Annotated in this window: 16 protein-coding genes; 6 read left to right on the top strand and 10 right to left on the bottom strand. The window is 71.7% G+C overall.

Going from position 1 to position 19,300, the window contains the following annotated elements; genetic code table 11:
* Window positions 1–6: 6 nt before the first annotated feature.
* Window positions 7–1,554, bottom strand: coding sequence for an ABC transporter substrate-binding protein (locus ABZX85_RS21595; RefSeq protein WP_355870830.1), 1,548 nt, complete (start codon window positions 1,552–1,554; stop codon window positions 7–9).
* Window positions 1,555–1,773: 219 nt separating this feature from the next.
* On the opposite strand from ABZX85_RS21595, the gene ABZX85_RS21590 reads away from it, so the two are divergent.
* Window positions 1,774–2,406, top strand: a complete 633-nt coding sequence (locus ABZX85_RS21590; RefSeq protein WP_355870827.1) for a helix-turn-helix domain-containing protein — start codon at window positions 1,774–1,776, stop codon at window positions 2,404–2,406.
* 89 nt (window positions 2,407–2,495) lie between these two features.
* Here ABZX85_RS21590 and ABZX85_RS21585 read toward each other — a convergent pair whose 3' ends face one another.
* From ABZX85_RS21585 to ABZX85_RS21545, 9 genes are all read right to left on the bottom strand, one after another.
* Window positions 2,496–4,256, bottom strand: a complete 1,761-nt coding sequence (locus ABZX85_RS21585) for an RICIN domain-containing protein (protein WP_355870825.1) — start codon at window positions 4,254–4,256, stop codon at window positions 2,496–2,498.
* The gene (locus ABZX85_RS21580) at window positions 4,250–6,370 is read right to left on the bottom strand and encodes a beta-galactosidase (protein WP_355870822.1); all 2,121 of its coding nucleotides are present in this window, start codon (window positions 6,368–6,370) and stop codon (window positions 4,250–4,252) included. The genes ABZX85_RS21585 and ABZX85_RS21580 overlap by 7 nt, the downstream gene beginning before the upstream one ends.
* 24 nt (window positions 6,371–6,394) lie before the next feature.
* A complete protein-coding gene (locus tag ABZX85_RS21575; RefSeq protein ID WP_355871434.1) occupies window positions 6,395–7,294 on the bottom strand; it encodes a carbohydrate ABC transporter permease in 900 nt (299 codons plus the stop codon).
* Between the two features lie 8 nt (window positions 7,295–7,302).
* Window positions 7,303–8,178, bottom strand: coding sequence for a sugar ABC transporter permease (locus ABZX85_RS21570; RefSeq protein WP_355870820.1), 876 nt, complete (start codon window positions 8,176–8,178; stop codon window positions 7,303–7,305).
* Between the two features lies 1 nt (window position 8,179).
* Entirely contained in the window at window positions 8,180–9,559 is a 1,380-nt protein-coding gene (locus ABZX85_RS21565) for an extracellular solute-binding protein (RefSeq protein WP_355870818.1), read from the bottom strand.
* Window positions 9,560–9,722: 163 nt separating this feature from the next.
* A complete protein-coding gene (locus tag ABZX85_RS21560) occupies window positions 9,723–10,763 on the bottom strand; it encodes a LacI family DNA-binding transcriptional regulator (RefSeq protein ID WP_355871432.1) in 1,041 nt (346 codons plus the stop codon).
* 216 nt (window positions 10,764–10,979) lie between these two features.
* Complete coding sequence (locus ABZX85_RS21555; RefSeq protein WP_355870815.1) at window positions 10,980–12,182, bottom strand: CaiB/BaiF CoA-transferase family protein; 1,203 nt, start codon at window positions 12,180–12,182, stop codon at window positions 10,980–10,982.
* Between the two features lie 29 nt (window positions 12,183–12,211).
* Window positions 12,212–13,252, bottom strand: a complete 1,041-nt coding sequence (locus ABZX85_RS21550) for an enoyl-CoA hydratase/isomerase family protein (protein WP_355870812.1) — start codon at window positions 13,250–13,252, stop codon at window positions 12,212–12,214.
* 107 nt (window positions 13,253–13,359) lie between these two features.
* Window positions 13,360–14,049: a M24 family metallopeptidase gene (locus ABZX85_RS21545; protein WP_355870809.1), complete on the bottom strand. Its 690-nt coding sequence runs from the start codon at window positions 14,047–14,049 to the stop codon at window positions 13,360–13,362.
* 155 nt (window positions 14,050–14,204) lie between these two features.
* Here ABZX85_RS21545 and ABZX85_RS21540 point away from each other — a divergent pair, with 155 nt between their 5' ends.
* From ABZX85_RS21540 to ABZX85_RS21520, 5 genes are read left to right on the top strand one after another with little or no spacing between them, the layout of a single operon-like run.
* Window positions 14,205–15,779 carry an ABC transporter substrate-binding protein gene (locus tag ABZX85_RS21540; RefSeq protein ID WP_355870806.1) on the top strand — a complete coding sequence of 525 codons (1,575 nt, stop codon included), beginning with the start codon at window positions 14,205–14,207 and terminating at the stop codon, window positions 15,777–15,779.
* A gap of 35 nt (window positions 15,780–15,814) precedes the next feature.
* Window positions 15,815–16,783, top strand: a complete 969-nt coding sequence (locus ABZX85_RS21535; protein ID WP_355871430.1) for an ABC transporter permease — start codon at window positions 15,815–15,817, stop codon at window positions 16,781–16,783.
* Window positions 16,773–17,648, top strand: coding sequence for an ABC transporter permease (locus tag ABZX85_RS21530; protein WP_355870803.1), 876 nt, complete (start codon window positions 16,773–16,775; stop codon window positions 17,646–17,648). Before ABZX85_RS21535 ends, ABZX85_RS21530 begins: the two co-directional genes overlap by 11 nt.
* On the top strand, window positions 17,645–18,616 hold the full coding sequence (locus tag ABZX85_RS21525) for an ABC transporter ATP-binding protein (protein WP_355870800.1): 972 nt from the start codon (window positions 17,645–17,647) through the stop codon (window positions 18,614–18,616). The genes ABZX85_RS21530 and ABZX85_RS21525 overlap by 4 nt, the downstream gene beginning before the upstream one ends.
* Window positions 18,609–19,259 carry an ATP-binding cassette domain-containing protein gene (locus ABZX85_RS21520; RefSeq protein ID WP_355870797.1) on the top strand — a complete coding sequence of 217 codons (651 nt, stop codon included), beginning with the start codon at window positions 18,609–18,611 and terminating at the stop codon, window positions 19,257–19,259. The genes ABZX85_RS21525 and ABZX85_RS21520 overlap by 8 nt, the downstream gene beginning before the upstream one ends.
* Window positions 19,260–19,300 lie beyond the last annotated feature (41 nt).

Genomic DNA, 19,300 nt, shown 5'->3' with positions numbered 1-19,300 from the left:
GCGTCCCTACTGGTCCGTGCCGAACTGGCGGACCACGGCGAGGGTGTTGGAGCCGTCGCCGACGTAGGTGATGCCCTTCTTGGTGACCCAGTCGCTGCCGATCTGGAAGACGGGGCTGTACCAGGCGTTGTCGACGCCGAACTTGTTGATCTCGCGGTAGATCGCGGCGGCCTTGTCGGGGTCGAGTTCGCGGTTGACCTGGTCGAGGAGTGCGGTGAGTCTCGGGTCGGTGGAGCCGAAGACGTTGCGGTAGCCGGTGGGGCTGTAGAAGTTGCGGGCCTCGGTGGGGGTGGCGGTGAGGCCGTCCACGACGAGGAACATCGGGTACTTCTTGGAGGCGATGGCGGAGACGGCCTGCTGGGGCGGTACGGGCTGCCAGGTGACCTTGACGCCGATGTCGCCGAGGGCCTGGGTGAAGGTGGGTTCGAACGTCTTGGTGAAGACGAGGCTCGGCATTGTCACGGAGAAGCCGTTCGGGTAACCGGCCTCGGCGAGCAGGCGTTTGGCGCCCTGGGGGTCGTAACCGTAGGTCTGGTTCAGGGAGTTGTCGTAGGCCGTGCCCTTGGGGTTGAAGATCTGGGTGCTGGGGCGGCCGGAGTCACGCAGGAGCTGTTTGACCATCTTGGCGCGGTCGAAGGCCATGTTGATCGCCTTGCGGACCCTCAGGTCGGCGAGGGGCTTGAGGACCTGGCCCTTGCGGTCGGCGAGGACGAGGGTGGCGCCGGCGGTGGCGTCGACGTGCTTGGTCGTGTAGCCGGGGCCGGTGAAGCTGGGGAGCTGGGAGACGTCGACGGTGCCCGCGTTGGTCTGGCCGGCCTTGAGGGCGTTGGCGGCGGCGGTGGGGTCGGAGATGACGCGGACCTTGACGGTGGCGAAGGGGTAGGCGGCCTTGTTCCAGTAGTCGTCGCGCCGCTTGAGGACGTATACGGAGCCGTTGACCGTCTGGCCCTTGTCGAGGGTGTAGGGGCCGGAGCCGACGGGTTCGAGGGCGGCGCTCTTCGTCGCCATCGTCTTCGGGTTCCCGATCACGCCGGCGGCCTGGGAGAGCGCGGTGAGCAGGGAGCCGTCGGGCTGCTTGAGGCGGACGACGACGGTGCTCGCGTCGGGCGCCTCGACGGCGGCGAGGGAGGCCAGCGCGCCCTGGGTGGGTCCGGGGGTGGTGCGGATGCGGTCGAGGGTGGCGCGGACGGCGGCGGCGTCGACCGGTGAGCCGTCGCTGAACGTCATGCCGGTGCGGAGCTTGAGGGTGAGGGTGCGGGCGTCGGTGGAGTACTGCCAGCTCAGGGCGGCGCCGGGCTGGAGCCGACCCTTCTCGTCCTGGATGAGGAGGGTGTCGTACACCGAGTCCCAGACGTACATCTGCTGGCCTTCGAGCAGCTGGGTCGGGTCGAAGGAGTTGGGGGTGCCGAAGATCGACAGGGCGAGGGTCGGGGAGGACGAGGACGCCGCAGTCGGCGAGCTGTCGCACGCCGCCGAGGCGAACATCAGCGCGCCGACCCCCAGTGCCGTGAGGGCGTGTCTGCGGGAGATCCGGTGCGGGTGTCGTTTGCGCATGGCTGGATTCCTTCGTCCGGGAACCGTCTACTTACCACGTGGTCTGTTTTCGGTGGGACGTTAGGTGGATGTGACAAGCCCGTGAAGACTGTGGTCGATGTTCGTTATTTATTTGTGACCTAAAAGTGAGCGGGTCGCTGGACGATTCCCAACCAGGCGGCATACTTTCGAGCCTCAACCGGCCCTGGCGAGGGCCCAGTCGAGGGGAGTGAGCGGTCCGTGGAGCAGTCGAAGGCCCGGGGGAGCTACGCGAAGTCGCTGGCCCGCAGGGCGGAGATCGTGCAGGCGGCGCGCGAGAGCTTCGTGGCGCACGGCTTCGCGAAGGCGTCGTTGCGTGACATCGCCGAGCGGGCCGGGATCACCCACACCGGCCTCCTGCACCACTTCCGCAACAAGGACGAGCTCCTCGCGGCGGTCCTCGCCGAGCGCGACGCCGAGGAGTGGCGGCAGGGCACGGACCGCATCGAGACCGCCGACCAGCTCGGGCCGTACTTCGCGGAGCTGCTGCGCCACCACCAGCGGGCGCCCGAACTCATGCGGCTGTGGATCGAGCTGGCGGCGGCGGCCTCCCGCCCCGAGCACCCCGCGCACACCTACTTCACCGAGCGCTACGAACGCTCCCGCGCCACCTTCGCCGAAGGCATCCACGAAGGCCAGGTCGATGTCACCCTGCGCCCCGGCATCAGCCCCGAGAGCGCCTCCCTGCTCCTCAACGCGGTGCTCCACGGATTGCAGTTGCAGTGGTTGCTCGACCAGAGCCTCGACATCACCCGCCCGGTCCGGGACTTCGTGCGGCTGCTCCTGGAAGGAGGGCCGGAAGAAGGGCGGGGAGAGGGCCGGGAGGAGGGGTGAGACACGACTTCGGGGGCGCCGGACGGCTCGGCCTCCCGGCGCCCCCTGCGGGACGTGCTCACCACCGGCGACCCGCCGGCGCCACCCCCTCAGCCTCTGCGGCTTGTGAGCCTCCACTCCTGGGACCCGTCAGAAACGGCTTTCTGCAACGTCAGCGGCGCTCCCGCCGACGCGCCCGTCAGATACAGCTCCGGGTTCTTCACCGACCGCAGCCGGTAGTAACCGTTTCCGGCGTCGATCAGGTCCCAGCTCCCGCGCGGGCTGTCGTCCACCCACTGCCCGATCCGCTGCCCCTCGGTCGCGTTCCCGGTCCAGATCGCCGCCGCGCGCCCGCCGGACCGGTTCAGGAGGGTCGTCCCGCCCTGCGGTTCGGTCACGACGTGCCAGTACTGCGTGTCCGTGGCGGCCGACGGTTCGAGGCGTACGTCGGGGACGTCGCCGTTGCCGAGGTCCGCGTCGTTCGTCTTCCCGCCGGTGCCGATCACCTGGCCGGTCCTCCGGTTCAGCAAACGGTAGTAAGCGCCTGCTGAACGCCCCAGGTCGACCTCGGCGTACGCGAGCGTCGAGGTGCCCTGGTTGCGGAGGATGACGACCCGCCCGGTGACCGCGTCGTACTGGAGGTTGCGGCTGTACCCGGCGCCCAGCGTCGTCCGGTACTCCTTCCACACCCCGTCGCTGCGCCCGCTCTCGTTGACCCACACGTTCCCGCTGCCGGCCGCGTTGTAGACGAGCCGCCCGTCCGGGAGCCGGATCAGCACCGGGCTGCCGCCCGTCGCGAGCGGGTGTGAACCGGGGTCCACGGGCAGGGAGTTGACGCCCTCGCCGACGGGCGAGCCCTTGAAGAAGCCGAGCGGGCTGTCGGCGAGGCGGTAGCGGGTGTTCGCTCCGCCGCCCCAGTACTCGTACGTCAGCAGCCACTTGCCGTCGGTCGTCGGGACGACGTTGGTCATCCCGGGGCGTCCGCCGCCGATGCCCTGCGCGGAGGTCAGGCCCGCGATGTCGACGACCGGCCGGTCCCAGTTCGCCGAACGGCCGTCCCAGGTGCGGTGCGCGAGGATCTGGCCGTGCGCGTCCGGCCCGGTGTCGTTGGCCGGGTCGAGGACGGGGACGCCGGTCGCCGGGTCGAAGCCGGTGTAGTCGTTCTCGTCGGAGTAGAAGCACACCAGCTTGCCCTGATACACCATCAGGTACGGCTCCCACAGCGGGTCCACCTGCCGGTGCGTGTTCGCGGCGGCCACGTTCTGCCCGACCGCGCCCGCGCTGCCGCCCTGCCAGCCGCCGGTGGCGACGATGTTGACGACCCGCCAGCTCACGCCGTCGTCGTTGCTCGCGTACAGGGCGATCGCCAGGTCGCTGCGGTCGCCGTCGTTGGAGGGCGTCCAGTTCGGGTCGGCGGCCTTGTGCTCCTTGTAGTACGCGTCGTCACCGGACACGACGGTCGCCATGAGCAGCGTGCCGCGCTTGAGCGCCCCGACGTTCTGCGGGAGGACGTACAGGTAGGGGTTGGTCCAATTGCTGGTGTACTTCGGGTGGTTGCCGAGGTACGCCGGGGCCTTCACCTCCGACAGGGGCTGCCAGGTCGTGCCGTGGTCGTCGCTCTTGTACACGGGGATCGTCTGGCCGTCGGCGCTGCCGGACGCCGGGACGACCGTGGACTTCTCGAACGCCGCGACGAGCCGGCCGCTCGGCAGCTGGGCCGACTTGGGGTAGATCGCGCAGTTGCCCCGGCCCTTGAGGCAGGCTTCGGAACCGAGTTGGTAGAGGATGCCGCCGGTGGGGTTGTAGGCGTGGGCGCCGGCGGCGGGGATCAGCAGGAGGGACGCCGTCAGGGCGCCGAGTCTCTTCAGCACGACTCCCCCTCCACGAACACGCGGACGTCCCAGGCCCCGAACTCGGCGTCCTCGCCGACCACTTGGCCGCTCAGCACGTCGGTCAGACCACCCGGCGCCCGCAGACTCACCGGCTCCCAGGCCCAGTTGTGCACGACGTACACGCGCCGCCCGTCCTCCGACGTCCCGCTCGTCACGGTCACCGACCCGGGCAGCTCCCCCCAGCCGTGCGCCGCCTCGGGCGCCAGCCACTCGACGAGCGCCCGCGCCAGCTCCCGCCCCGGGACGGTCCCGACACAGGTGACGCGCCCTTCGCCGTGCCGCCGGGTGGTGACGGCCGGCCAGCGCCCGAAGTGCGGGTGGACGTACCCGGCGAGGACCTCGGCGTCCTCGACGGTCAGCCCGTCCGCCCAGCGCGTCGCGGTCGCCCCCGCCGGGATGCCGAGCGGACCGCCGGGCGTGACGGGCAGGTCGGCGGAGAGGTTGCTGAACTCGTCGTACGACACCCCCGCGGCCTCCGCCAGCCGGGCGGGCGCGCGGTCGGCGCGGGCGCGGGCCTCCTCGTCGGCGTAGCCGGTGCGGGGGCCGAGGACGAGGTGGCCGCCGGCCTGCGCGTAGGCGGCGAACCACTCCAGGGTGGAATCAGCGGCGAGATAGAGCGCGGGGACGACGAGGACGGGATGGAGCCGCGCCGCCTCCTGCGGGGTGAGGCCGGGGCGTTCGCCGGACGGGTCGTGCAACTGGCGGGCGTGCACGATCCGTACCTGGCGGCCCGTGTCGAACGCGCCCCGGTAGAAGGGGTCGAGGATGCCGTGGTAGGCGGCCGGGTCGGGTTCGCCGTCGGCCGTCGCGAGGGGCGGGTACTTCTGCATGAGCCACTTGCTGGGCGTCGAGTAGACGATCGTGAGGTCGGCGTCCGGTTCGAGGCCCGCGACGAGTTCCCCGGCCGTGTCGAACTCGGCGCCGAGGCGGGCGAGTTCGGCGTAGGTGCGGCCGGGTGCGCCGGTGTGCGGGAGGACGCCGCCCCAGTAGGTCTCGGCGCCGAAGTGCAGGGTGTGCCAGTGCCAGTACTCGATCATGCGGGCGCCCCGGGAGACCAACGCCCAGGCGGCCTGGCGCCATTGGCCGTCGTAGGCGGGGCGGTTGTCCCAGGGGTAGCCGATCGAGGAGGCGTTGGTCTCGGTGACGAGGAACGGGGACTGGCGGGAGGAGTACATCCAGTCGGCGGTCTGGTAGAGGGACCAGACGCCGGTGGTCTGCCATTTCTGGGGACTGTCGACGGGGTCGGGCAGGCGCAGGCCGTCCTGCATCGCGTAGTAGGGGTTCCCCGAGGCGATGTCGAGGCGGTCGGTCAGCTCGTCGTCCTCGACCGCGGGGCGGGTGTAGGAGATGCAGGTGGTGACGAACTGGTCGCCGCGCGCGTACTCGCGGACGATGTCGGCCTGCCAGCCGATGAACTCGGTGACCTGGCGGGCCTGGAACTCCCGCCAGGCGACGTCGTACTGGGGCTGGACGTTGCCGTCGGGGGTCCACAGGTCGGCCCAGGTGGAGAGGCGGTGCGACCAGTAGACGAGGCCCCACTCGCGGTTGAGGGTCTCGACGTCGCCGTACTTCTGCCTCAGGTGGTCGGTGAACCGCTCGAACACGCCCCGGTTGTGCAGGAGTTCGTTGCCGGGCTCGTTGTCGACCTGGAAGCCGATGACGGCCGGGTGGTTCGCGTAGCGGGCGGTGATGCGGCGGATGACGCGCTCGGCGTGGAAGCGGAACGCCGGGTGGGTGAAGTCGACCTCCTGCCGGGCGCCCCAGCCGATCCGCTCGCCCGTGCGGCGTTCGCCGGTGATCTCCGGGTACTGGCGGGCCAGCCACGGCGGGACGGCGTAGGTGGGGGTGCCGAGGATCACGGCGATGCCGCGTTCGTGGGCGCCGTCCAGGACCGGCTGGAGCCAGTCCAGGTCGAAGACGTCGTTCTCCGGCTCCCAGGTCGACCAGACGGACTCGCCGACCCGGATGACCGTGAAGTGCGCGTCGGCCATCAGGTCGAGGTCGGTCTTGAGGCGGTCCTCGGAGACGGGGTAGGGCTGGTACTCGTGGTAGTAAGCGGCGCCGAACAGGACGCGGGCGGGGAGTGCCGCCATGAACTGACCTCCAGAGAAAGAGATTTACTGCTTGACGCCGCCCGCCGCGAGGCCGCTCTGCCAGTACCGCTGGAGCAGGAGGAAGGCCACGACGAGGGGGAGGATGGAGAGGAGGGACCCGGTCACCACCAGCGCGAGCATGTCGCTGCTCGCGCCCGCGCCGCCGTTCTGCGCCTGCGCGGCCCAGGACGAGAGGCCGACGGTGACCGGGTACAGCTCGGGGTCGTTCAGCATGATCAGCGGCAGGAAGTAGTTGTTCCAGGTCGCGACCAGCGTGAACAGCAGGACGGTGACGAGACCGGGGCCCAGCAGCCTGAGCGCGATGCGGAAGAAGATCCGCACCTCGCCCGCGCCGTCGATGCGGGCCGCCTCCAGGAGGCTGTCCGGGATCGCGTCGGCGGCGTAGATCCGCATCAGGTACAGGCCGAACGGGTTGACCAGCGAGGGCAGGATGACCGCCCACGGGGTGTTGACCAGGCCCGCCTTGGCGAACAGCAGGTACGTCGGGATCGCGAGCGCCGTCGTCGGGACCATCACCGCGCCGAGGACGAGGTTGAAGGCGGCCCGGTCGCCCCGGAAGCGGAACTTGGCGAAGCCGTAGCCCCCGGCGGCGGCGAGGAGGGCGGCGCCGATCGCGCTGACTCCCGCGTAGAGCACGGTGTTGAGGAGCCAGGTGAGGAAGACGCCGTCGTCCTGCGTGAACGTGTCCTTGACGTTCGTCCACAGCTGCGGCGCGTCGGAGAACCAGAGGCCGAAGCTGTCGATGAGGTCGTGCGCGGACTTGGTGGAGGCGATGAGGAGCCAGAGCAGCGGCAGCAGGAAGTAGGCGAGGGCCGCGAACATGGCGATGGTGAGGGGGGTGCTGCGGCGCGGGCGCCTCGCCTTGCGAACGTCCTTGCGTTGTACGGCGGTCGGCCGGTCCAAAGTGGTGGTCACGGGGTCCTCCTGCGGTTCGCGGTCAGCAGGACGGCGTAGGAGGCGATGACGATCACGAGGCCGAGGAGGAACGACACCGTCGCCGCGTAGTTGACCTGCTGGCCGGTGAACGCGAGGGAGTAGGCGTAGAGGTTGGCGGTGTAGTCGCTGGTGATGACGTCGGGGGCGATCTTCATCAGCAGGTTGGGTTCGTTGAAGAGCTGGAAGCTGCCGATCACCGAGAAGAGCAGGCAGAGCAGCAACGCGGGCCGCAGGGCGGGGAGTTTGACCGAGCGGGCGATCCGCCAGGCGCCGGCGCCGTCCATCGCGGCGGCCTCGTACAGCTCCGTCGGGATGGTGCGCAGCGCCGCGTACAGGATGATCATGTTGTAGCCGGTGAACTCCCAGGTGACGATGTTCGCGAGGCTGCCGAGCATCCAGGTGGAGCTGAGGAAGTCCGGTACGGGCAGGCTGAGTTCACGGGCGAACTGGGCGAACGGGCCGAAGTCCGGGCCGTAGAGGTAGCCCCACATCAGTGCGGCGACGACGCTGGGGACGGCGTACGGCACGAAGACGCCGAGCCGGATGACGCGGGCCAGTCGCAGCAGGCCGCTGTCCAGGGCGAGGGCGAACAGGAGGGCCAGGGCCAGCATGACCGGCACCTGGATGACGAAGAACAGGGCCACCCTGCCCACGCCGTGCAGGAGTTGGGAGTCGCCGAGGGCCTGGACGTAGTTGTCGAGGCCGACGAAGGCGGTGCCGCCGATCAGGCGTTCCTGGAAGAGGCTGAGGTAGGCGGCGTAGCCGAGGGGGGTGAGGAAGAGGAGGAGGAACAGGATCATGAACGGGGCGACGAAGAGGGGCCCCGCCGACCTGGTACGACGCGCGGCCATCTCAGCTCCCCTTGACCGAGAAGCCCTGGCCCTTCGCGTACGACGTCAGCCGCGACTGCCAGCTCCCCAGCGCGGACACGGTGTCGGAGTGGTCCGCGAGGGACTTGCCGACGGTCTCGGTCCAGTCGGTGGCGGCCTGGTCGAGGAACGGCGGCCACTGGAAGTCGGCGTCGACGGTCGAACTGATCCCGGCGAACACCTCGTTGACCTTCTGTCCGCCGTAGAAGGCGGGCGCGTCGCCGGTGAACGTCGGGTCGGCGAGCAGGGCCTTGGTCGCGGGGAAGAAGAACTGCTCGGTGGCGAACATCTTCGCGCTGGCGGGGTCGCTGTTGAGGAACTGCGCGAACACGGCGGCCTGGACGGCGTTCTTGGTGCCCCGGATGACGGCGGTGGTGGAGCCGCCCCAGTTCCCGGAGGACGGCTTGGCGGCGTCCCACTGCGGGAGCGGGGCCGCGCGCCAGTTCCCGGCGGTGTCCTTCGCGGAGCCGGAGAGGAAGGCGGGCGCCCAGGCGGCGGTCAGCCAGGTCGCGTACTTGCCCTTGTTGAGGGCGGCGTACCAGCCGTCGGTGAAGTCGGGTTCGACGCCGATGACGCCTTCCTTGGCGAGGCCGCCCCAGTAGGCGCCGAGCTTCTTGGAGACGGCGTCGTCGACGCTGATGGTGATGTCGCTCTTGCTCGCGCTGACGTAGGGCTTGGCGCCCGCCTGCCACAGCAGGCCGTGCCAGGCGGCGGGCTGGTTGGCGGCGAGGTTGGTGAGGTAGACGTCCGGGTCGGCCTGGTGGAGCTTGCGGGCGGCTGCCGCGAACTCGTCCCACGTCGTGGGGACCTGGATGCCGTGCTTGTCGAAGATGTCCTTGCGGTACAGCATGCCCATCGGCCCGGTGTCCTGCGGGATCGCCCAGACCTCGCCGCCGGTGCCGGTGACCTGGCCCCAGGTCCAGTCGACGAACTGGGACTTGAGGGCGTCGGCGCCGTAGGGGCGCAGGTCCAGCAGGTTGTTGGTGATGGTGAACGTGGGGATCGCCTGGTACTCCATCTGCACCAGGTCGGGTGCGCCGCTGCCGGCCTTCAGCGCCGTGCGCAGCTTGGTGTACTGGGGGGTGCCCTGGCCGGCGTTGACGACCTTCACCTTGACCGCCGGGTACTTCTTCTCGAAGAGGGCGATCTCCTTGGCGATGTTCGGGACCCAGGTCCAGAACGTCAGCTCGGTCGGCGTCTTCATGGCCTTGTCGATGTCGGCCTGGCCGACCGGCTTGGTGGTGGACGGCGACGACCCGGAGTCACCGCCGCCGCAGGCGGTGAGGGCGGCGCCCAGGGAGAGGGCTCCGGTCGTCGTGAGGAAGAGGCGGCGGCTCATGGAGGTGGACGTGATTCTGGGCATGGTGGACTCCCGCCGGAAGCGAAGAGGGGGTGCGGGGACGCCGGAGGGGGGCGGGCGTCCGCCGGGGAGGAGGGGGGTCGGGGGCGACCCCGGGCACGCCTCGGCGCGAGGCGGCATGAAGGGGGGAACGCGGCTCTGAAAGTGTGGGCGCGGGCGGTGCGGCTCAGTCGCGGGCGGCCCCACCCCCGTTCACGGAGGCGGCGCGCGTACGGGGGGACGCGGGCGCGGGACCGGTGGAGTCCCGGACGACGAGGTCGACCGGCGGCTCGCTGTGCGGCAGCGGATCGGCGCCGGGGTTCTCGATGACGTGGACGAGCCTCTTGAGCCCCTCCTGGGCCACGGCGTCGAAGGGTTGGCGCACCGTGGTCAGCGGAGGTGTCACGTACGCGGCGACGGGGATGTCGTCGAAGCCGACGACGCTGACGTCCTGCGGGACCCGGAGTCCGGCTTCCGTCAGGGCCCGGACGAGGCCGATCGCCATGTCGTCGTTGGCCGCGAACACGGCCGTCAGGTCGGGGAGTCGAGCGAGTTCGCGGCCGGCCCGATACCCCGAGGCCGCCGACCAGTCGCCCTCGACGACGGGCGGGAGCGGACGGCCGTGCTCGGTCAACGCGGCCCGCCAGCCCGCGAGCCGGTCCCGGGCGGCGAACCAGCGCCGGGGGCCCGCGAGGTGATGGACCGTCACATGGCCGAGCTCCAGGAGGTGTTCGGTCGCGGTGCGGGCCAGCAGGTCGGCGCTGTCCCCGGCGGAGAGCACCGTCGGTGAGGTGACCGGGGAGGGGGCGCCGATGACCAGGACCGGGACGTCCACGCTCAGGGGGACTCCGGCCGGTTCGTCGATCGGCTCCGACACGACGATGCCGTCCACACCCTGGTCGAGCAGGGAGCCGACGGCGCCGGCGATGCCCGCCGGGTCGCCCTCGACCGTGTTGACGACCCGCAGCGCGTACCCGGTGTCCCGGACGACCTTCTCGACACCCATCAGCAGCGAGGCCGGCCCGTACAGCGCCGTCCCGAGCGTCACGACGCCGATCGACCTGGTCCGGCCCGAGGCGAGCGCGCGGGCCGCGTTGTTCCTGCGGTAGCCGAGCTGCTCGGCGGCGTCCAGCACCCGCCGCCGGACGTCGGCGGAGACGTACGGCTCGTCGTTGAACACCCGCGAGACCGTCTTCTGCGACACCCCGGCGAGGCGCGCGACGTCCACGCTGCGCGGCGCGGCCGGTCCGGCGCTGCGCCCGGTTCCTCGTGTCACGGCACCTCCCGGTCGACAGTTCACGACGGGTCCATGATTCCAGACGCCGTCTCGCATGACTACGCAGTCATGTCTGCGCTGTCATGTCTACGCAGTCAGAGAGGTGGCGTCAAGAGTTCGGACGACAATCGCGGGGCGGGGTCTCGGGAGAACGCGGGGCGGGGGTGTCTAGACGATGCCGCTTCCCCGCAGCTCCCTGACCTCGTCCTCTCCGTACCCCAGCTCCCCGAGCACCGCGTCCGTGTGCTCCCCCGGCCCCGGTACCGGCTCCATCCGGGGTGTCACCCCGTCCAGGTCGACCGGCGGGATCAGGGCGGGGACGGCCGTTCCGCCGGGCAGGGTCACGTCGCGCCAGCGGTCGCGTTCCGCCAGGACCGGGTGGGCGACGAAGTCGGCGACGTCGTTCACCCCGGCGTTCGCGATGCCCGCCGCGTCCAGTTCCTCCGCCGCCTCGGCGCTGTCCAGCTCGGCGAAGCGCCGGGCCACGATCGTGTTCAACTCCGCCCGGTGGACGACCCGTTCGGCGCCGGTCGCGAAACGGGGATCGTCCGTGAGGGCGGGCTGCCGCAGGAACCGCCCGCACAGCGACGCCCACTCGCGCTCGTTCTGGATCGAGATCAGCACGTCCTTGCCGTCGGCGCAGCGGTACGCCCCGTACGGCGCGATCGTCGCGTGCTGCGTGCCCACTCTCGGGGGCTGACTCCCGCCGAACCGGGTGTAGTTGGCGGGCTGCCCCATCCACTCCGCGAGCGCCTCGAACAGCGAGACCTCCACCGGCCGTACCGTTCCCGAGACGGCCCGCGCGAACAGGGCCGTCAGGATGCCGGAGTAGGCGTACATCCCGGCGGCGATGTCGGCGACGGAGATCCCGACGCGGGCCGGCTCTTCGGGGCCGCCGGTGAGGGAGACGAGGCCGGTCTGGCACTGGACGAGGAGGTCGTACGCCTTGCGGTCGGCCCAGGGGCCGGTGGACCCGTACCCGGTGATCGAGCAGGGGATCACGGACGGGAACCGCTCCTTGAGCGCCTCCACGCCGAACCCCATCCGCTCGGCCGCGCCGGGCGCGAGGTTCTGCACGAACACGTCGGCGCGGCCCAGGAGTTGGCCGAGCACCCGCCTCCCCGCCGCCGTCTTCAGGTCCAGCGTCACGGATTCCTTGGAGCGGTTCAGCCACACGAAGTAGCTCGACTCGCCGTGCACCGTCGTGTCGTACCGCCGGGCGAAGTCGCCGCCGCCCGGCCGCTCCACCTTGATCACCCGGGCGCCGAGGTCGGCGAGCTGCCGGGTGGCGTAGGGGGCGGCCACGGCCTGTTCGACGCTGACGACGGTGATGCCGGCAAGGGGCAGGTCGGAGAGGGGGAGGTCGGGCATGGCGGGTCCCTTCCGCAGGTGGGGTCGGATCAGGTGCCGAGGCCCAGTTCGTCCGTGCCGAGGTGGGCGAAGAAGCGGGCCACGTCGGTGCCGGTGACCTCCGCGAGGGTCGCCGGGGACCAGTGGGGGTCGCGGTCCTTGTCGATGATCTGGGCGCGGACGCCCTCGACGAGGTCGTGGGTGGTGAGGGCGTGGCAGGAGATGCGGAACTCCTGGTCGAGGGCCTGTTCGAGGGTGAGCCGGCGGGCTCGGCGCAGGGCCGCGAGGGTGACCTTGAGGGAGGTGGGCGAGCGGGTGAGGAGCGTCTCGGCGGTGTCCTTGGCGCGGGGGTCGTCGTACGCGGAGAGGCGGTCGACGATCTCCTCGACCGTGTCGGCCGGGTAGCAGGCGTCGATCCAGGGCCGGTCGGCGGGCGACTCGGGGGCGGGGGGCCGCTGTTCGTGGCGGGCCAGGGCTTCGGGGAGGGGGAGGTCCGCGAGGTCGGCGAGGAGGGAGGGGAGGGCGGAGGAGGGGACGTAGTGGTCGGCGAGGCCGCACAACACCGCGTCCGCCGCGCCGATCTGAGCACCTGTCAGGGCGAGGTGGGTGCCGAGTTCGCCGGGGGCGTGCGCCAGGAGGTGGGTGCCGCCGACGTCCGGGACGAAGCCGATGCCGGTCTCGGGCATGGCGATCCGCGAGCGTTCGGTGACGATCCGGACGTCGCCGTGCGCGGAGATCCCGACGCCGCCGCCCATCACGATGCCGTCCATGACGGCGACGTACGGCTTCGGGTACCGGGCGATGCGGGCGTTCAGCCGGTACTCGTCCCGCCAGAACGCGGCCGAGGCCCGCCCGTCGCCGTCCCGCGCGTCGTCGTGCACGGCCCGGATGTCCCCGCCCGCGCACAGCCCCCGCTCCCCCGCACCGGTGACGACGACGGCCTCCACGGCCGGGTCGTCCTCCCACTCGGTGAGCGCCTCGTCGATCCGCAGGACCATCGCGTGATTGAGGGCGTTGAGCGCCTTCGGCCGGTCGAGCACGACCCTGCCGACCCGGCCGGCACGCCGGCACTGGACGTCGTCGGTACGCATGAGCTGGTGGTTCCCTTCCCGGAGCGGACGATCTTCCGGCCCCCATGGTCGCAAACCACGCTCCCGCCCTCCGGGCGCCCCGGCGACCGCTCCGGGCCCGGCCCGCGTCAGAGCGTGAGCAGTTCCTCGTGGAAGCCGCCGAACTCCCTTTCGCCGTCGATGAGGTGGATCTCCAGAATCCAGTGGCAGCGGCGGCCGGCGCGGTCCGTGCGGCGCAGGGGGGTGGTGTTGGCGGGGGTGATGTAGGACTCGGTGTCGGCGCCGTCGATCCACTCGTGGGGGAACTCGCCGACGAGGTGGCCGGCGTGCCAGCCGCCCAGTTGCCAGCCGGCCTTCTCGGCGAGGCGGGCGACCTCGGCGTGGAGCTGTTCGCCGGTGATGTCGGGGGTGTCCTCGAAGTGGCGGCGGGCCGCGCGGAAGATCTCGGGGAGGTCGTCGCGCAGCCGGTGCTTGACCGGGTCGTCGCCGAGGACGAAGGTCCGGCCGAAGTCGGCCTCGTACTCCTCGAAGATCGGGCCGAAGTCGGCGAACACGATGTCGTCGGCGCCGATCAGCCGGTCCGGCGGGTTCTCGCGGTACGGCTTGAGGGTGTTGGGGCCGGAGCGGACGATCCGCTTGTGCCAGTGCCGGGTGGTGCCGAACAGTTCGTTCGCGAGGTCCCGGACGCGGTCGCTGACCTCCCGCTCCCCCAGGCCCGGCGCGACGAGCCCGCGCCGCCCGATCTCGGTGAACAGCTGCTCGGCCTTGGCCTGCGCGCTCAACAGGCGTGCGGCGCGTGTGGGTTCGTCGTCCGACATGGGCCGAACGTAACTCCCGGAGATCGTCTCCCGCAACGGCGTTCCGCGGCCCCGCCCAGCAGGCCCGCTCCGGCCGCTTGACCCGCCCTTGACTCAGGCACCCCTTATCTGCAACTCATATGCAAGAACGCATCTCCAGCAACAGAGGGAGCCCGATGACCCCCCGCACACGAGCCACCGCCCTGACGGCGGCGCTGCTCACCGCCGTGGCCGCCTGCTCGGCCCCCAGTGAGAGCGGGGCGGGCGAGGCCGACTCGGTCGTCATCGGCGTACCCTCCGAACCGGACACCCTCAGCCCCCTGCTCGGCTACGGCAAGGACGGCAACTCCAAGATCTTCGACGGCCTCCTCGCCCACGACGCTGGCCTCGAACTCAAGCCGGCCCTCGCGAAGGCCCTCCCCGAGATCAGCGCCGACGGCCTCACCTACACGTACACCCTGCGCGACGGCGTGAAGTTCAGCGACGGCGAGCAACTCACCGCCGCCGACGTGGTGTTCACCTACGAGACGGTCCTCGACCCGAAGACCAACAACGCCTCCCGCAGCCAACTCGACGCGATCAAGGGCGTGAAGGCCGACGGCGACCGGGTCGTCTTCACCCTCAAGTACCCCTACGCCCCGTTCCCCGCGCGCACGGTCCTGCCGATCGTCCCGGAACACGCGGCGGGCGGCCAGGACCCCAACACCGGCTCCTTCAACACGAATCCGGTCGGCACCGGCCCCTACGTCCTCACCGACTGGCGCAAGGGCGAGAAGCTCACGTTCAAGGCGAACCCCGACTACTGGGGCGGCGCCCCGCAGGTGGAGAAGGTGACGATGGCGATCGTCCAGGACGACGACGTCCGCGCCACCCGCCTGCGCTCCGGCGACCTCGACGGCGCGACCCTGCCCCCGAACCTCGCGGCGGCGTTCGCGAAGGACGGCAGCCGCAAGCGGTACGACGCGACGACGTACGACGTCCGGCTGGTGAGCCTGCCGACGGGCAATCCGGTCACCGGGGACGTCGCGATCCGGCGGGCGCTCGACCTGTCCGTGGACCGCGAGGCGATCGTCGCGAAGGTCCTGGACGGCGCGGGCCGCCCGGCGTACGGGCCGCTGCCCACCGACGACCCCTGGTTCACGAAGGGCATCGAGCGCGAGCAGGACCTCGCCGAGGCGGGCCGTGTCCTCGACCGGGCGGGCTGGCGTGCCGGGGACGGCGGAATCCGCGCGAAGGACGGCCGCCGGGCCTCGTTCACCCTCCTGTACCCCGTCGGCGACAAGGTCCGCCAGGACCACGCCCTCGCCTACGCCTCCGACGCGAAGAAGGCCGGCATCGAGGTCAAGGCGCAGAGCGCGACCTGGGAGGTCATCGAACCGCGCATCGCGGACGACGCCGTCCTCGCCGGCTTCGGCTCCACCGGCGACCCCGACTTCGGCCTCTACACGATGCTGCACTCCACCCTCGCCGGGGACGGCTGGAACAACATGGGCCGCTACACCAACCCCGTCGTCGACCAGGCCCTCGACGCCGGCCGGCGCGGCCAGGACCAGGCGGCCCGCAAGGCGTCGTACGACACGGTCCAGCGGGCGCTCGTCGCGAACCCCGGGTACACGTTCCTCACCCACATCGACCACGTGTACGTCCTCGCCGACCGCTGGGACGGGCTGACCACGCAGGTCGAGCCGCACGAGCACGGGTTCGCGAGCGGGCCGTGGTGGAACATCGAGACGTGGCGGCCGAAGAAGTGAGCGGTCCGGCACGGCGACGCCCGCCCTGGGCGGAGATGGGCCGGCTCGCCGCCCGCCGGCTCCTGTTCGCCGTCCCCGTCCTCCTCGTCGTCACGTTCGGTGTGTTCGCGATCGCCGCCGCCTCCCCCTTCGACCCGGTGCGGGCGTACGCGGGGACCGCCGCGCTCGGCGCGGACGCGCAGACGCTGGAGAGGCTGCGGGAGAACCTGGGCGTGGACCGGTCGTTCGCGGCGCGCTGGTGGGAGTGGCTGACGTCCGCGCTCGGCGGGGACCTCGGGCAGTCGAGCGTGCTGCGGCAGCCGGTCGCGCAGGTCATCGGTGAACGGCTGCTGTGGTCCAGCCTGTTGTGCGCGACCGCGTTCGTGATCGCCGTAACCGCCGGGACCGTGCTGGGAGTTCTGGCGGCCCGCCGCCCGGGGTCCTTCCTCGACCGGACGGTCACCTCCCTCGCGTACGCCCTGGAGGCCGCGCCCGTCTTCTGGATCGCGCTGCTCGCCGTCTGGCTGTTCGCCCTCCAGTGGGGGGTCCTGCCCGCCGGGGGTCTCACGGACACGGCGAGCGAGGTCGTGACGGCGGACCAGGTGATCCGGCATCTCGTCCTGCCCGCCGGGGTGCTCGCCGTCTCCCAACTGCCCTGGTTCACCTTGTACGTTCGCCAGGGTGTCGCGGACGCGCTCGTCGAGGACCCGGTACGGGGCGCGCGGGCCCGGGGGCTGAGCGAGCGGACGGTGCTGCTCGGGCACGCCCTGCGCTCGGGTCTGCTGCCGGTGCTGACGCTCGTCGGCTCCCGGGTGCCCGAACTCATCACCGGGGCCCTGCTGGTGGAGACCGTGTTCAGCTGGCCGGGGATCGCGGCGGCGACCGTCGAGGCGGCCACCTCCGTCGACTTCCCGCTCCTCGCGGCGCTGGCCACGCTCGCCACGGCCGCCGTCCTCGCCGGGAACCTCCTCGCCGACCTGCTGTACGGCCTCTTCGACCCGAGGGTGGGTTTCCGTGACATGTGAGACACCGCCCCGCTGGCGGTCGTACGGCTCGGACCGCCGCTCCACGCGGACGGTCCGGGTCAGGGTCTCGGCGACCGTGCTGGCGGTGACGGCGCTCGCGGTGCTGCTCGTCCCGCCGCTCGTCCAACTCGACCAGCAGGCCGTGGACCTGTCGTCGAAGCTGCTCCCGCCGAGCCTCGCGCACCCCTTCGGCACCGACGACCTCGGCCGGGACCTCCTGCTGCGCTGCGTCTACGGGCTGCGGGTGTCCCTCCTCGTCGGGCTCGCCGCCGCGCTGACCGCGACCGTCATCGGCACGGCCGTCGGTGCCGTCGCGGGGGCGCTCGGGGGGTGGGTGGACCGGGTCGTCATGCGGGTCGTGGACACCGTGTCGTCCGTCCCGCATCTCCTGCTCGGCATCTTCGTCGTCGCCATGTTCCGGCCGGGGGTGTGGCCGGTGATCGTGTCGGTCGGGGTCACGCACTGGCTGTCCACGGCACGCATCGTCCGCGCGGAGGTGCTCTCGCTGCGGTCGCGGCCGTTCGTCGACGCGGCGGTCTCCGGCGGGTCGTCGCGGTGGCGGGTGACCGTCCGGCATCTGCTCCCGGGGGTCCTCCCGCAGGCCGGTCTGGCCGCCGTCCTCATGGTCCCGCACGCCATGTGGCACGAGTCCGCCCTCTCCTTCCTCGGCCTCGGCCTCCCGTCCCATCTGGCCAGCCTCGGCGGTCTCGTCCAGAGCGCCCGGGGTTCCCTGCTAGCCGGCCAGTGGTGGCCGACCCTCTTCCCGGGACTGTTCATCATCGTGCCGACCCTGGCGATCGCCGGGGCGGCGGGGGCCTGGCGGGAACGGATCAATCCGCGCAGGAGATCGGAGCTGATGCTTTGAATGCGGCCGGTGAAGAGGGTGACGAGGGGCCCGTCCTGTCCGTGCGCGGGCTGTCCGTCCGGTTCCTGCTGTCCGGGGGGCGTCAGGTGCCCGCCGTCACCGATGTCGGGTTCGAGGTGGCGGCCGGGGAGTGTCTGGCGCTGATCGGGGAGAGCGGGTGCGGGAAGTCGGTGCTGGCGTCCGCGCTGCTGGGGCTGCTGCCGGGCAATGCGCAGGCTGCGGGGGAGGCTTGGGTGCGGGGGCTCGATCTGGTGGCGGCGGACGAGGGGACGCTCGCGCGGCGGGTGCGGGGGCGGCTCGTGGGGCTGGTGCCGCAGAGTCCGGCGGCGCATCTGACGCCCGTACGGACCGTCCGCTCGCAACTGGCGGAGACGATACGGGCGTTGGCGGACGGCGGGGTCGTCACCGTCGAGGGGGCCGCCGAACGTGCCGCGTTCCCTCTCGACCACCTCGACCGCTATCCGCACGAACTCTCCGGCGGGCTCGCCCAACGCGCCGCGACAGCACTCGCGTTGGTCGGGGACGCGCCGCTCCTGCTGGCCGACGAGCCGACGACCGGGCTGGACCGGGACCTGGTGGACCACACGGTCGACGAGCTGCGCCGGCACGTGGACGCCGGGGCGGGCCGGGCGCTGCTGATGATCACGCACGATCTGGCGGCGGCCCGCCGTATCGCGGACCGGGTGGCCGTGATGTACGCGGGCCGGATCGTCGAACTCACCGACGCGGCCAGCTTCTTCGGCGAGCCCGGCCCCCGCCACCCCTACAGCCGGGGCCTCCTGGACGCCCTCCCCGATCGCGCGTTCCGCCCCATCCCCGGCATGCCCCCGGAACTGAGCGCCCTGCCCGACGGCTGCGCGTTCGCCCCCCGCTGCTCCCGAGCCACCTCCTCCTGCGCCACCCTCCCGCCGGCCACCGACGGCACCGCCTGCCACCACCCGCACCTCCTGGAGGACCTCCGTGCTTGAACTGCGCGCCATCACCGCCGGGTACGACAGAAAGTCCCCGTCGGTCCGCGACGCGTCCCTCACGATCGCCCCCGGCGAGTCCGTCGGCCTCCTCGGCCCGAGCGGCTGCGGCAAGTCCACGCTGGCGAAGGTCGCGGCCCTCCTCCACCGCCCCGACGCCGGAACCCTCACCCTCGACGGCACCCGCGTACACCGCTGGCGCCACCGCGCTCCGAAGGCGCAGCGCACGGCGGTCGGCGTCGTCTTCCAGCAGCCCCGCCTCTCGGCGGACCCCCGGCTCCCCCTCGTCGACCTCATCGCCGAGCCCCTCCGGGCGAACGGCCGCGAGCCCGCCGTGGCCGACCTCGCCGCGTCCGTCGGCCTCACCCCCGACCTCCTCACCCGCCGCCCCCACGAGGTCAGCGACGGCCAGCTCCAACGCGCCTGCCTGGCCCGCGCGTTGTCCCTGCGCCCGCGCTGGCTGATCTGCGACGAGATGACGGCGATGCTGGACGCGTCCACAACGGCCTCGCTGGTGGGGGCAGTTGAGGAGTACCGGGCGGCTACGGGGGCGGGGCTGCTGGCGGTGGGGCACGACCGGGTGCTGTTGGGGCGGTGGTGCGATCGGACGGTGCATTGGGACGAGGTGACGGGGGAGGGCTGACGGGGTGGGGCTGACTGGGCGGGGCTGACAGGGCGGGGCTG

The organism is Streptomyces sp. NPDC004539 (assembly GCF_040610055.1).
GTDB lineage: Bacteria > Actinomycetota > Actinomycetes > Streptomycetales > Streptomycetaceae > Streptomyces.
The sequence above is the reverse complement of the archived record's forward strand: the minus strand, read 5'-3'. Positions and strand labels throughout refer to the sequence as shown.